Source organism: Kosakonia oryzae (assembly GCF_001658025.2).
Classification (GTDB): domain Bacteria; phylum Pseudomonadota; class Gammaproteobacteria; order Enterobacterales; family Enterobacteriaceae; genus Kosakonia; species Kosakonia oryzae.
Genome location: NZ_CP014007.2, coordinates 823,406 through 836,763, shown reverse-complemented (window position 1 = coordinate 836,763; position 13,358 = coordinate 823,406). Strand labels below are relative to the sequence as shown.

General features: G+C 53.1%; 11 protein-coding genes. 3 read left to right on the top strand and 8 right to left on the bottom strand.

Annotated features, from left to right (window positions below; all coding sequences use genetic code 11):
- Positions 1-142: 142 nt before the first annotated feature.
- Positions 143-1,036, top strand: coding sequence for a DNA-binding transcriptional regulator ArgP (argP, locus tag AWR26_RS04100; protein ID WP_064563794.1), 894 nt, complete (start codon positions 143-145; stop codon positions 1,034-1,036).
- A gap of 39 nt (positions 1,037-1,075) precedes the next feature.
- Here the strand turns inward: argP and AWR26_RS04095 are convergent, their stop codons facing one another.
- The 8 genes from AWR26_RS04095 to tkt all read right to left on the bottom strand — a co-directional run bounded on the left by AWR26_RS04095 (position 1,076) and on the right by tkt (position 10,621).
- Positions 1,076-1,816 carry an oxidative stress defense protein gene (locus tag AWR26_RS04095; protein ID WP_064563792.1) on the bottom strand — a complete coding sequence of 247 codons (741 nt, stop codon included), beginning with the start codon at positions 1,814-1,816 and terminating at the stop codon, positions 1,076-1,078.
- A gap of 94 nt (positions 1,817-1,910) precedes the next feature.
- Entirely contained in the window at positions 1,911-2,546 is a 636-nt protein-coding gene (argO, locus tag AWR26_RS04090; RefSeq protein ID WP_064563790.1) for an arginine exporter ArgO, read from the bottom strand.
- 138 nt (positions 2,547-2,684) lie between these two features.
- Positions 2,685-3,545, bottom strand: a complete 861-nt coding sequence (gene mscS / locus AWR26_RS04085; protein WP_007370229.1) for a small-conductance mechanosensitive channel MscS — start codon at positions 3,543-3,545, stop codon at positions 2,685-2,687.
- A gap of 186 nt (positions 3,546-3,731) precedes the next feature.
- Positions 3,732-4,811: a class II fructose-bisphosphate aldolase gene (gene fbaA, locus AWR26_RS04080; protein WP_007370228.1), complete on the bottom strand. Its 1,080-nt coding sequence runs from the start codon at positions 4,809-4,811 to the stop codon at positions 3,732-3,734.
- A 198-nt stretch (positions 4,812-5,009) separates the two neighbouring features.
- Positions 5,010-6,173 carry a phosphoglycerate kinase gene (pgk, locus tag AWR26_RS04075; protein ID WP_064563788.1) on the bottom strand — a complete coding sequence of 388 codons (1,164 nt, stop codon included), beginning with the start codon at positions 6,171-6,173 and terminating at the stop codon, positions 5,010-5,012.
- 48 nt (positions 6,174-6,221) lie between these two features.
- Positions 6,222-7,241, bottom strand: coding sequence for an erythrose-4-phosphate dehydrogenase (gene epd / locus AWR26_RS04070; RefSeq protein WP_064563785.1), 1,020 nt, complete (start codon positions 7,239-7,241; stop codon positions 6,222-6,224).
- 343 nt (positions 7,242-7,584) lie between these two features.
- On the bottom strand, positions 7,585-8,334 hold the full coding sequence (locus AWR26_RS04065; RefSeq protein WP_064563782.1) for a phage antirepressor KilAC domain-containing protein: 750 nt from the start codon (positions 8,332-8,334) through the stop codon (positions 7,585-7,587).
- Between the two features lie 295 nt (positions 8,335-8,629).
- Positions 8,630-10,621, bottom strand: coding sequence for a transketolase (gene tkt / locus AWR26_RS04060; RefSeq protein WP_064563780.1), 1,992 nt, complete (start codon positions 10,619-10,621; stop codon positions 8,630-8,632).
- 279 nt (positions 10,622-10,900) lie between these two features.
- Here tkt and loiP point away from each other — a divergent pair, with 279 nt between their 5' ends.
- Positions 10,901-11,659, top strand: a complete 759-nt coding sequence (gene loiP / locus AWR26_RS04055) for a metalloprotease LoiP (protein ID WP_064563778.1) — start codon at positions 10,901-10,903, stop codon at positions 11,657-11,659.
- A gap of 374 nt (positions 11,660-12,033) precedes the next feature.
- On the top strand, positions 12,034-13,302 hold the full coding sequence (locus tag AWR26_RS04050; RefSeq protein ID WP_064563776.1) for an OprD family outer membrane porin: 1,269 nt from the start codon (positions 12,034-12,036) through the stop codon (positions 13,300-13,302).
- Positions 13,303-13,358 lie beyond the last annotated feature (56 nt).

Here is a 13,358-nt window from a genome sequence, read left to right as displayed (position 1 = left end):
ATTTCAGGCGCATTATAGACCACCCTTCCCCTAAATGTCCCTGTGACCAGTGTCACATTACGCGACGTCCAATTTCGTCTGATTCTAATAAAAATTTATGTCATAGTGCTGAGTAATCATTTTTCAGGAGATTGGCCGAGCAATGAAACGTCCGGACTACAGAACCTTACAGGCGCTTGATGCGGTCATTCGTGAGCGTGGGTTTGAGCGCGCCGCGCAAAAACTGTGTATTACTCAGTCCGCCGTGTCGCAGCGCATAAAACAGCTCGAAAACATGTTCGGCCAGCCATTGCTGGTACGTACTGTTCCGCCGCGCCCCACCGAACAAGGGCAAAAACTGCTGGCGCTATTGCGTCAGGTTGAGCTGCTGGAAGAGGAGTGGCTGGGCGATGAGCAAACGGGTTCGACGCCGCTGCTGTTGTCGCTGGCGGTCAACGCCGACAGCCTGGCAACCTGGCTGCTGCCTGCGCTGGCCCCGGTGCTGGTGGATTCCCCCATCCGGTTGAACTTGCAGGTTGAGGATGAAACCCGCACCCAGGAGCGACTGCGTCGTGGTGAGGTGGTTGGCGCGGTCAGTATTCAGCCGCAGGCGCTGCCGAGCTGCCTTGTCGATCAACTTGGCGCACTGGATTACCTGTTTGTCGGTTCCAAAGAATTCGCCGAACGCTACTTTCCTAATGGCGTAACCCGCTCAGCGCTGCTGAAAGCCCCGGCGGTGGCGTTCGACCATCTGGATGATATGCATCAGGCATTTTTGCAGCAGTATTTCGATTTACCGCCGGGCAGCGTGCCCTGCCATATCGTGAATTCATCAGAAGCGTTTGTGCAACTGGCGCGCCAGGGCACGACCTGCTGTATGATCCCGCACCTGCAAATCGAAAAAGAGTTGAAGAGCGGCGATTTGATCGATCTGACGCCAGGCCTGTTACAGCGCCGTATGCTCTACTGGCACCGTTTTGCGCCGGAAAGCCGGATGATGCGCAACGTGACGGATGCGCTGCTGGAGTATGGACACCGGGTATTAAGGCAGGATTGATCAGAGAACCTCTCCCCGACCGGGGAGAGGACGAACAACTTACTTCGCCGCGGTTGCTGCCGGCTGTTCAGCCTGAGCTGGCTCAAGCTGGAACACCACATCAACCTGATCGTCAAACTGAATCGTCGGCTGCTCGTAGGTTTCCTGTGCGGAAACCGGCGCGGCATCCGCTTTCATCATCCGCACCATTGGGCTGGGCTGATAATTAGAAACATGGTAGCGAATGCTGTAAACCGGGCCGAGTTTGGCATTAAAACCGGCTGCCAGCTGCTGCGCCTGACGGGTCGCATCATCAATCGCCGCTTTGCGCGCTTTATCTTTGAAGGACTCCGCTTGCGCAACACCCAACGACACGGAGCGAATCTCATTCAGACCCGCTTTCAGCGCGCCATCCAGCAGTGAGTTAAGTTTATCCAGCTCGCGCAATGTCACTTCAACCGTACGCACAGCGCGATAACCTTTCAGGATGCTTTTGCCGTTCTGGTAGTCGTAATCTGGCTGGGTGCGTAAGTTTGCGGAATTAATGTCTTTTCTGGCGATACCATTTTGCTCAAGGAAACTCAGGTATTGCGCAACGCGGTCATCGGCCTGTTTTTTCGCTGATGCGGCGTCTTTAGCGGCGACGTTCACTTCGATCGCCAGCGTGGCGATATCCGGAGTTGCATCCACGCTTGCCGTGCCTGAGGTGACAATATGCGGGCCGTCAGGCAATTCGTTTGCCTGTACTGCCATTGCGCTAAAACCGACTGCCGCCGCCAGGGCCATCACTTTAAATTTCACAGTTGCTCCTCCATGTTGCGTTAATACGTCCGAATACGCAGACGCCTTGGCAGCAAGCTTAGCGGCTCAGCGTGAATTGTCCATCGGACTTACCCTAACTGAATAATCCCTGTACATGATGAATACCTTCATGTGCAAGCTGGAAGGCAATAAACCACATTACCAACCCAACCACAGCGTTGATTAGCTGCTGCGCTTTCGCCGTGCGCAAACGAGGAGCAAGCCAGGCGGCGAGCAACGCAAGGCTGAAAAACCACAGGAAAGAAGCGCTCATCGTGCCCAGCGCGAACCAGCGCTTTGGCTCAGCATCCAGTTGGCCGCCGAGACTACCCAGTACCACAAAAGTGTCGAGATAGACATGCGGGTTGAGCCAGGTAACCGCCAGCATGGTCGCAATGATACGCCAGCGCCCCTGGCGTAATGCTTCGGCGCTTGCCAGTTCGAGATGACTACTCAGTGCCGTTTTCAGTGCGCCAAAACCGTACCATAGCAGAAACGCCACACCGCCCCAGGTCACCAGCGCCAGCAGCCACGGGGATTGCATCAACAGCGCGCTGCCGCCAAACACGCCAGCGCAGATCAGCACCACATCGCTCATCGTGCATAAAAAGGCAGTCATGATGTGATACTGCCTGCGGATCCCCTGGTTCATCACAAAAGCGTTTTGCGGCCCAAGCGGCAGGATCAACGCGGCCCCAAGCATAAGGCCTTGAAAGTAATAAGATAACACGTCGTAATTCCGTCAGATTGTTTCGGAAGCAGACTATAGCGCGGGAACATCATTAGCGGAAATTGATAATTTTAATCGCTAAGTAGCAATGCTAATGTTGATGAGCAAAAAGAAGGCCGGCGCTGCCGGCCCCATATCTTACTGCTCTGTCTGCTCATGAGAACGTTTGAGGTTTACGTCCATCTGCGGGAACGGGAAGCTGATGCCGTTCTCGTCAAAGCGACGTTTGATCAGCTCCAGCACATCCCAGTAAACGGCTTGCAGATCGCTGCTCTTACTCCAGACACGCACCACAAAGTTAATGGAGGACGGCCCCAGTTCATTCAGACGCACCGTCATTTCGCGATCTTTGATGATGCGTTCATCAGCCTGGATAATTTCAGTCAGAATGCGTTTTACCTGGTCGATATCAGAATCGTAAGCCACACCGATAATAAACTCGTTGCGACGTACCGGCTCACGAGAGAAGTTCACGATATTTCCGGCAATGATTTTACCATTTGGGATCACCACGATACGCCCGTCCACCGTACGCATAGTGGTGGAGAAAATCTGCACCTGCAACACGGTTCCGGCAACGCCGCCCAAATCGACATATTCCCCCGAACGGAACGGGCGGAAAGTCACCAGCAGCACGCCAGCGGCGAGGTTCGAAAGTGACCCCTGCAACGCCAGACCGATGGCTAAACCGGCGGCACCCAGTACGGCAATCACCGAGGCCGTCTGCACGCCGACGCGGCCCAACGCGGCAATCAGGGTAAAGGCAATAATGCCATAGCGTACCAGCGCGGAGAGAAAATCAGCTACGGTGGCGTCGATGTGTCGCGCAACCATCACGCGATTTACCGTATTCGAGACAATACGCGCCACAATCATACCGACAATAATGATGGCGATAGCCGCCACAATGTTAACGGCATAGCTCAGCAGCAGCGCCTGATTGTTCACCAGCCACGAGCCTGCGTCGTTAATGCTGTCAACAACGTTAAGATCTTCCATTCGTGCTTCCTTATGTTGTTCCAAAATGGGAAAACCACCCCTTCAAGCAAGGAGAGATCCCTAAAGGGTAAACAAAAAGCCGCATTTACGCCAAGTAGATCACACTTTGTGCTCTACGCCAGCTTATTGAAATGGCAATAAAAAAGGCCCGCATTTTGCGGGCCTTTTCAGATAAAGCAGCGAAGATTACAGAACGTCTACTGCATTCAGTTCTTTGAAAGCCTGCTCCAGACGAGTCACCATGCTGGTCTGCGCTGCACGCAGCCATACACGCGGATCGTAGTATTTTTTGTTCGGCTGGTCAGCGCCTTTCGGGTTGCCCAGCTGGCCCTGCAGGTAGCCTTCGTTTTCTTTGTAGTACTTCAGGATACCTTCCCAGGTCGCCCATTGGGTGTCGGTATCAATGTTCATTTTGATAACGCCGTAGCTTACAGAGTCTTTGATTTCCTGAGCAGTAGAACCGGAACCGCCATGGAATACGAAGTTCAGGCTGTTGTGCGGCAGGTTATGTTTTTTGGAAACATATTCCTGAGAATCGCGCAGGATAGTCGGGGTCAGTTTCACGTTACCCGGTTTGTAGACACCGTGTACGTTACCGAAGGAAGCTGCGATGGTGAAACGCGGGCTGATTTTGCTCAGCTCAGTGTAAGCGTAATCAACGTCTTCCGGCTGGGTGTACAGTGCAGAAGCGTCCATATGGCTGTTGTCCACGCCATCTTCTTCACCACCAGTACAACCCAGTTCGATTTCCAGAGTCATGCCCATTTTGGACATGCGAGCCAGATATTTGGAGCTGATGGCAATGTTCTCTTCCAGAGACTCTTCGGAAAGGTCGATCATGTGAGAAGAGAACAGCGGTTTACCGGTTGCTGCGAAGTGTTTTTCACCCGCGTCCAGCAGGCCGTCGATCCACGGCAGCAGTTTTTTCGCGCAGTGGTCAGTGTGCAGAATAACCGGAACGCCGTAATGTTCTGCCATCTGATGAACATGATGCGCGCCAGAGATTGCGCCGAGGATTGCTGCACCCTGAGGCACATCAGTTTTCACGCCTTTACCGGCAATAAACGCAGCACCGCCGTTAGAGAACTGAACGATAACCGGTGCTTTAACTTTGGCAGCAGCTTCCAGAACGGCGTTGATGGAATCAGTACCCACGCAGTTAACCGCTGGCAGAGCAAAGTTGTTTTCTTTAGCTACCTGGAACACTTTCTGAACGTCATCACCAGTGATCACGCCAGGTTTTACGAAATCAAAAATTTTAGACATGTACGTAGTCCTGTATCTTCGGCCGTTTCAGCTCGTCATAATTCGTGCTGCCAGTGCGCTGGCTTCTCTCGCGCCTCCAGTGACTCACTATGGCGAGTTTTTGGAGTTTCGCTGCGCCACCTTCTGGCAGCGCGAATTAGTTAGAGCAACAATTGAATCGTTTTGAAAAACAGGCGGGGTTATCCCGCCTGAACAATTTTACTTCTTAGCACGCTCTTCGAGCATGGCTACTGCAGGCAGAACTTTGCCTTCCACGAATTCGAGGAATGCGCCGCCGCCAGTAGAGATGTAGGAAATCTTGTCAGCAATACCGAACAGGTCGATAGCAGCCAGAGTGTCACCACCGCCTGCGATGGAGAACGCGTCGCTGTCGGCGATAGCGTTAGCCACGATTTCAGTACCTTTACGGAAGTTAGGGAATTCAAACACGCCAACCGGACCATTCCACAGAATAGTTTTGGCATTTTTCAGGATTTCAGCCAGTTTTTCTGCAGATGCATCGCCCAGATCCAGAATTTGCTCATCATCTTTGATGTCATTGACGGATTTCAGGGTTGCCGTTGCGGTTTCAGAGAACTCGGTAGCAACGCGAACATCAGTCGGAACCGGAATATCGCAAGTACCCAGCAGACGTTTTGCTTCGTCAACCAGATCCGCTTCGTACAGGGATTTACCTACGTTGTGGCCCTGGGCAGCAACGAAGGTGTTAGCGATACCGCCACCCACGATCAGCTGGTCAGCAATTTTGGACAGCGAGTCCAGAACGGTCAGTTTAGTGGAAACTTTAGAACCGCCGACAATAGCAACCATCGGACGAGCCGGTTCTTTCAGCGCTTTACCCAGCGCTTCCAGTTCGTCAGCCAGCAGCGGGCCTGCGCACGCTACGTCAGCGAATTTGCCGATACCGTGAGTAGAAGCCTGCGCACGGTGAGCAGTACCGAATGCGTCCATAACGAATACATCGCACAGCGCAGCGTATTTTTTCGACAGCGCTTCGTCGTCTTTCTTCTCGCCTTTGTTGAAGCGAACGTTTTCCAGAACAACCAGTTCACCAGCAGCAACTTCAACGCCGTCCAGGTAATCTTTAACCAGACGAACCGGGTTGGAGAGTTTGTCTTTCAGATAGTTAACAACCGGCAGCAGAGAGAATTCTTCGTTGTACTCGCCTTCGGTCGGACGACCCAGGTGGGAAGTTACCATCACTTTCGCACCCTGCTTCAGCGCCAGTTCAATAGTTGGCAGGGAAGCACGGATACGCGCGTCGCTGGTGACTTTGCCATCTTTAACTGGCACGTTCAGATCAGCACGGATGAAAACGCGTTTACCAGCCAGATCCAGATCGGTCATCTTAATTACAGACATGGTGAATCCTCTCAATGATTCTTAAAGTTTTGCGAGCGCTGTCGCGCCCTACCTGAAACCAATAGCCGACATTGCTAACGTCGTGTCGAGCATTCGGTTAGCAAAGCCCCATTCGTTGTCGCACCACACAAGGGTTTTAATAAGGTGCGCACCACTGACCCGCGTCTGAGTACCATCAACAATGGCGCTGTGCGGATCGTGGTTAAAATCGGTTGAAACCAACGGTAATTCCGTATAATCAACTATACCATGAAATGTTCCACGCGCTGCTTTTTGCAGCAACATGTTGACTTCCATAGCTTTTACAGGTTTTTTCACCGTTACGCTCAAATCGATCGCGGTCACGTTAATTGTCGGTACGCGCACCGCTATCGCTTCAAATCTGTCATTAAACTGCGGAAAAATTCTCGTGATGCCCGCCGCCAGTTTGGTATCCACCGGAATGATCGACTGGCTGGCCGCACGCGTACGCCGCAGATCGGGGTGGTAAGCGTCGATCACTTGCTGGTCATGCATCGCGGAGTGGATAGTTGTCACCGTTCCCGACTCAATGCCATAAGCATCGTCGAGCAGTTTTATGACCGGAATAATACAGTTTGTCGTACAGGAAGCATTAGAGACCAAACGGTCTTCAGAGCGAAGGGTTTCCTGGTTGACCCCGAAAACAATTGTTGCATCGAGATCGTGGCTGCCAGGGTGGGAAAAGAGCACTTTTTTCGCGCCCGCCGCCAGATGCGCCTCGCCATCCTCACGGTTGCCGTATACGCCGGTACAGTCGAGCACAACATCCACGCCCAGTTCGCGCCACGGCAGCGCCGCAATTGAGCGCTCATGCAGGATGCGAATTACATCGTCGCCCACAAACAGTTGCTCGCGCTCCTGGCGAACATCCCAGGCAAAACGCCCGTGGCTGGTGTCATATTTCAATAAATGCGCCATGCCCACAGCATCGGCCAGTTCATTGATTGCCACCACGGTGATTTCCGCCCGACGCCCGGATTCATATAAAGCACGAACCACGTTGCGCCCAATGCGACCGAAACCATTAATCGCTATGCGTACGGTCATAATTCTCCTGCAAGGCTAGCTAGCCTGAAGTGGATGACAGAGTAATCCAGCCACCACAGAAGGGGAATCCTCGCCTGCCTCAAACTGCGTCTGTTTGGTTAATTGTCGAACATTTAATCGACTGAAACGCTTCAGCTAGAATAAGCGAAACAAGGAATAAAAGGAATGATTGTCCAGACGGTTTCGCCAGTAATCTGACTTGCATCACATTTTCGCAGGAATAATCAGTGCGGCCAGAAAGTACTTTCATGAGGGAAATAACTGACAGAAAGAGGATGAGCGCAACAAAGCGTCCCTGCATGATTGGTTTATGAAGAAAAGCAAATTCCTTTTCCGACGTTGATTAAAACCAGCTATGCTCTGGCGCCTTCGGCTCGGCTCGTTCTTCGCGCGGCATCTCAACCGGCAGCGAAGAGAGTTGTTTAGCCCACAGATCGGCCACCCACTTCACACCCTTCGCGGTGAAACGCGCCTGAGACCAGCTACGTTTGTTTTCCCCGACACCGTCATGGACGGTGAAGTAACCTGCATCAATATGGTACGGCTGTGGCATCAACGCGCCGTTTACACGCTGCATAATATTGCGCTCAAGCAGAAAGCTGCGGAACAGAGACTCTTTCACGCGCAGCATCTTGCAAAGCTGACGAAAACCAAGCGACTCTTCAACCCTGACATAGCGATCAAAGAACTCCGCCTTTGGCGCTGAGAGAGCAAGCAACTCTTCCGCTCGCTGACGCTTTTCATACTGCTCAGCCCAGGCGCGCGCTGCGGCGGCAGGATTCGTAAAATCGGGCAGACTGATAAGCTTCTCTTTCTCCTGCCAGCGATCGAGCATCTCTGCCGTAAAGGCCGGTGAGAGGCGTGAAACCGTCAGCAATGAGTCGCGTTTATTAAGCAAAAATTCTTGTCGCATCTCGCCTTCTCGCTCGTACGAGTGCTCGTTCACCGGCTGGGAGAGCCGCTGCGCGGTTTCCAGACTTTTGACCATCCGCTTCACTTCGCCATGCGTCACGCCTGTCAATTTTGCAATTTCACGGCTGCTGATTGTTGCCAACACTGGCTGAGAATTGAGATTGTCACCAGGAATTATCATAGGTTCACTCCTTACTCACATTCACCCTGGATAATTTGCAGAATTATTATACAACTTACTGGATGCATATCCAGTATATTTTTCATGCATGGATCAATGCCGTTTTAATCGAGTCATTAAGAAGAGAGTATTGGGTCAGAAAGCAGAAAATTAGGGGGATAGCTGAATAGCAGATGGCGCCTCGCTTATCCGGTCTACATTTTCCGCAACCTTGTAGACCTGATAACGCTTAAGCGCCATCCGAAATGACTTTTGATGCAGGCCCGGCAGGCGAAGCGCCGCCGGGCAAGAGTGATTACAGCAGCGCTTTCGCTTTTGCCACCACATTGTCAACGGTGAAACCAAACTCTTCAAACAGCAGTTCTGCCGGAGCAGATTCGCCGAAGGTGGTCATGCCCACTACCGCGCCGTTCAGGCCGACATATTTGTACCAGAAGTCCGCAATGCCGGCTTCGATAGCCACACGCGCAGAAACTGCTTTCGGCAGCACAGATTCACGGTATGCCGCATCCTGTTTGTCGAAGGTGTCGGTCGACGGCATGGAAACCACGCGCGCCTTCACGCCTTCGGCAGTCAGTTTTTCATAAGCAGCGACCGCCAGTTCCACTTCGGAGCCGGTAGCGATCAGGATCAGTTCCGGCTGACCGGCACTCTCTTTCAGCACGTAGGCGCCACGGGCGACATCTGCCAGTTGCTGTGCCGTACGCTCCTGCTGCGCCAGGTTCTGACGGGAGAGGATCAGCGCCGTCGGACCGTCTGCACGTTCAACGCCATATTTCCATGCCACTGCGGATTCCACCTGGTCACACGGACGCCAGGTACTGACGTTCGGGGTCAGGCGCAGGGAAGCCACCTGCTCGACCGGCTGGTGCGTCGGGCCGTCTTCGCCCAAGCCAATGGAGTCGTGGGTGTAAACCAGCACCTGGCGCTGTTTCATCAGCGCCGCCATACGCACCGCATTACGGGCATATTCGACGAACATCAGGAAGGTCGAGGTGTACGGCAGGAAACCGCCATGCAGCGAGATACCGTTGGCAATCGCCGTCATACCGAACTCGCGCACGCCATAGTGAATGTAGTTACCGGCAGTATCTTCGTTAATCGCTTTCGAACCGGACCAGAGAGTCAGGTTGGATGGCGCCAGGTCAGCGGAGCCGCCGAGGAATTCCGGCAGCAGCGGGCCGAAGGCTTCAATGGCATTCTGCGACGCTTTACGGCTGGCGATTTTCGCCGGGTTAGCCTGAAGCTTCTCGACAAACGCCTGCGCTTTGGCATCGAAATCAGACGGCAGTTCGCCCTTCATACGGCGAGTAAATTCAGCGGCCTCCTGCGGGAAGGCTTTGGCATAAGCGGCGAATTTGTCGTTCCACGCCGCTTCTTTGGCCTGACCGGCTTCTTTCGCATCCCACTGCGCATAGATTTCAGACGGGATTTCAAACGGCGCGTATTTCCAGCCGAGCGCTTCGCGGGTCAGGGCGATTTCAGCATCGCCCAGCGGCGCGCCGTGGGAATCGTGGGTACCGGCTTTGTTCGGCGAACCGAAACCGATGATGGTTTTGCACATCAGCAGCGACGGTTTATCGGTGACAGCACGGGCTTCTTCCACCGCACGTTTGATGGCGTCCGCATCGTGGCCGTCAATGCCGCGCACTACATGCCAGCCGTAAGCTTCAAAGCGTTTCGCGGTGTCATCGGTGAACCAGCCTTCAACATGGCCATCGATGGAGATGCCGTTGTCATCGTAGAACGCAATCAGTTTGCCCAGTTTCAGCGTACCGGCCAGGGAGCAGGCTTCATGGGAGATGCCTTCCATCATGCAGCCGTCACCCATAAAGGCATAGGTGAAGTGGTCAACAATGTCGTGCCCAGGACGGTTGAACTGCGCCGCAAGGGTTTTCTCCGCAATCGCCATGCCCACGGCGTTGGCAATGCCCTGACCCAGCGGACCGGTAGTGGTCTCCACACCCGCGGTGTAACCCACTTCCGGGTGGCCCGGCGTTTTCGAGTGCAGCTGACGGAAGTTCTGCAGCTCGGACATCGGCAGGTCATAGCCGGTGAGGTGCAGCAGGCTGTAAATCAGCATCGAACCGTGGCCGTTGGACAGCACAAAGCGGTCACGATCGGCCCAGGCCGGATTCGTCGGGTTGTGGTTCAGAAAATCACGCCACAGGACTTCGGCGATGTCCGCCATACCCATCGGGGCACCCGGGTGACCGGATTTGGCTTTCTGTACCGCGTCCATGCTCAGCGCACGAATAGCATTGGCAAGCTCTTTACGTGATGACATTTTGACTCCAGATCGGACTGTTAAGGGCTGTTCCCGTAACGACTTGACGACAGCGCGTTTTGGGCTACGCCGGAAAAAAGTGCCAACAATGTAACCCAAGCGGCATGCCATGTACATGGAGCATCCTTTTGCCGATTCAGAAATCTCTGGAAGCCGCTCGCATGTTGCGCAATCTCCTCGCCTCGCACTCTGACTCTTCCTTATACTGACAATCTGCAGGTTCGTCTTGAGCCGGCGTAGTTAGCAGCATATTGACTCAACCATTACGGAAAATAACAAATGAAAATTCGCCCGCTTCTCTTTGCTCTGGGAATAACAACCGTCCTTGCCGGTTGCCAGAATATGGACTCAAATGCTTTTCTCAGCTCCGGCGCGGAGGCTTTTCAGGCCTATACGCTGAGCGATGCGCAAGTAAAAGCATTAAGCGATGACGCCTGTAAACAGATGGACAGCAAAGCAACCATCGCGCCCGCCAGCAGCACCTACAGCCAGCGCCTGACTAAAATTGCTGCAGCGCTCGGCGATAACATCAACGGCCAGCCGGTCAACTACAAGGTTTACGTGGCAAAAGACGTGAATGCTTTTGCCATGGCAAACGGCTGTATCCGCGTCTACAGCGCGCTGATGGATATGATGACCGACAACGAAGTTGAAGCGGTGATTGGTCACGAAATGGGCCACGTTGCGCTGGGCCATGTGAAAAAAGGGATGCAGGTGGCGCTGGGCACTAATGCGATACGCGCAGCCGCAGCATCGGCAGGCGGTATCGTCGGCAGCCTGTCGCAGTCGCAGCTCGGCGCACTGGGCGAAAAACTGGTCAATTCACAATTTTCCCAGCGCCAGGAATCCGAAGCGGATGACTACTCCTACGATCTGTTGCGCAAACGCGGCATTAACCCGGCAGGGCTGGCGACCAGCTTTGAGAAACTGGCAAAAATGGAAGAGGGTCGGCAGAGTTCGATGTTTGACGATCACCCGGCATCGGCGGAGCGTGCGCAGCATATTCGCGATCGCATGGCCGCAGACGGAATTAAATAATCACATTGGGAGGCAATATTGCCTCCCTTTTTGCTAAGACTGAAAAATATTCACTCCAGACAAAACGCATTAATTGCCAAAATAATCGCACAGAACGCTAAATATAAACCACACTGACACAAGCGTATTATTTTTTGAAAATTTATCCCGCAGCAATTTATTTCGCATAGCACAATTACGAACATATTTTCCCACTTATATAGAGGGAAATGTCCAGATAATAAATAATCTACCCCCCTGCCCTGTTACTTTCCTGGACAAGCTGATGGCAAGCCTGCCGCGCGTAGACAATAATTGCTTTCGGGATCGTTTCAGGTAACTATAAATCAGTAAGTAGTTTCTTTTGGCATTCGACAGACAGAGAAGTTCCCTCAGTGAAAAAACAATTATCCTTACTCGCTTTAAGTATTATGCTGGCAGCTCCGGTATTTGCCAGTCAGCAATCCTCCAGCCAGGGTTTTATTGACGACAGTCATTTAGATCTCTTTTTACGCAATGCTTATATCAATCGTGATTATCGCAGCGGCGCAGATAATAAAGCGGAATGGGGGCAGGGATTTATTACTACCTTTCAATCCGGCTTCACTCAGGGATTGGTAGGTTTTGGTGTTGACGGCATTGCGCAATACGGAGTACGCCTCGACGGCGGCCGTGGCCGCAGCGGCGCAGGCGGTATCGACTTCTTTGCTCAGGATAATGATGGCAAAGCAAAATCCGATCTGGCGAAATTTGGTGCGACCGCCAAAATGCGCATCTCCAATACCGTACTGAGCTATGGTACCCAGCGCCCGGAACTGCCCATCCTGAATGCCGACAGCTCCCGTTTACTCTACGAAACCTATACCGGTACGATGCTGACCTCGAAAGAGGTTGAGGGTCTGGAAGTGAACGCCGGTTACTTCACGGATGAGCAGCGTAAAAGTGATGACAGCCACAACACCGGGCTGAAAAGCCTGAGCTTCGGCGGTGCCAGCTATCAGTTTAACGATCAGTTCAGCGGTGCGCTCTATGCATCCCGCGTGGAAGACGTACTGAATAAGCAGTACCTCGGTCTGAATTTTAAACAGCCGTTCAGCACCGGTCAGCAGGTGGTTCTGGATTTCAACGGTTATAACTCGCGTCTGGATCAGGGTTACGCAGATAGCCAGAATACCGGCCGCAGCAACAGCATCTGGAGCCTGGCCGCCAGCTACATTTGGGATATTCACACCTTCAAACTGGCGTACCAACAGAGCAGCGGCAGCACCGGCTATCACTACGGCAGCTACAAAAACGTGGGCGGCGTTGGCGATGGTGGCAACACTATCTGGCTGGCGAACTCCTACTGGTCTGATTTTAACGGTGAAGATGAGCGTTCGTGGCAGGCGTCTTACGGGCTGGATTTTGCCGGTCTCGGCTTACCGGGTCTGAGCTGGACGACCGCCTATGTGCGCGGCGACAACATCAAAACCGCCGAAACCAGCAACGGTAAAGAGCATGAATGGTTCAACCAGCTTCAGTACCAGGTGCAGAGTGGTCCGGCGAAAGATCTGAAACTAAAAGTGCGCTACTCCGTACTGCGCGTTTCCGGCAATGCCAGCGATTACAATATTGGCGGCAATGAAGTTCGTCTCTACGCAGAATATCCGTTCAACGTATTCTGATAAAAAAATCCCTTCCGCGCCTGCTGGCGGGGAAGGGATTCATTTCATCACAGCGT

Coding starts and splice junctions, on each gene's coding strand:
- argP (WP_064563794.1), top strand. CDS start 143: ATGAAACGTCCGGACTACAGAACCTTACAGGCGCTTGATGCGGTCATT.
- mscS (WP_007370229.1), bottom strand. CDS start 3,545: ATGGAAGATCTTAACGTTGTTGACAGCATTAACGACGCAGGCTCGTGG.
- fbaA (WP_007370228.1), bottom strand. CDS start 4,811: ATGTCTAAAATTTTTGATTTCGTAAAACCTGGCGTGATCACTGGTGAT.
- pgk (WP_064563788.1), bottom strand. CDS start 6,173: ATGTCTGTAATTAAGATGACCGATCTGGATCTGGCTGGTAAACGCGTT.
- epd (WP_064563785.1), bottom strand. CDS start 7,241: ATGACCGTACGCATAGCGATTAATGGTTTCGGTCGCATTGGGCGCAAC.
- AWR26_RS04065 (WP_064563782.1), bottom strand. CDS start 8,334: ATGATAATTCCTGGTGACAATCTCAATTCTCAGCCAGTGTTGGCAACA.
- tkt (WP_064563780.1), bottom strand. CDS start 10,621: ATGTCATCACGTAAAGAGCTTGCCAATGCTATTCGTGCGCTGAGCATG.
- loiP (WP_064563778.1), top strand. CDS start 10,901: ATGAAAATTCGCCCGCTTCTCTTTGCTCTGGGAATAACAACCGTCCTT.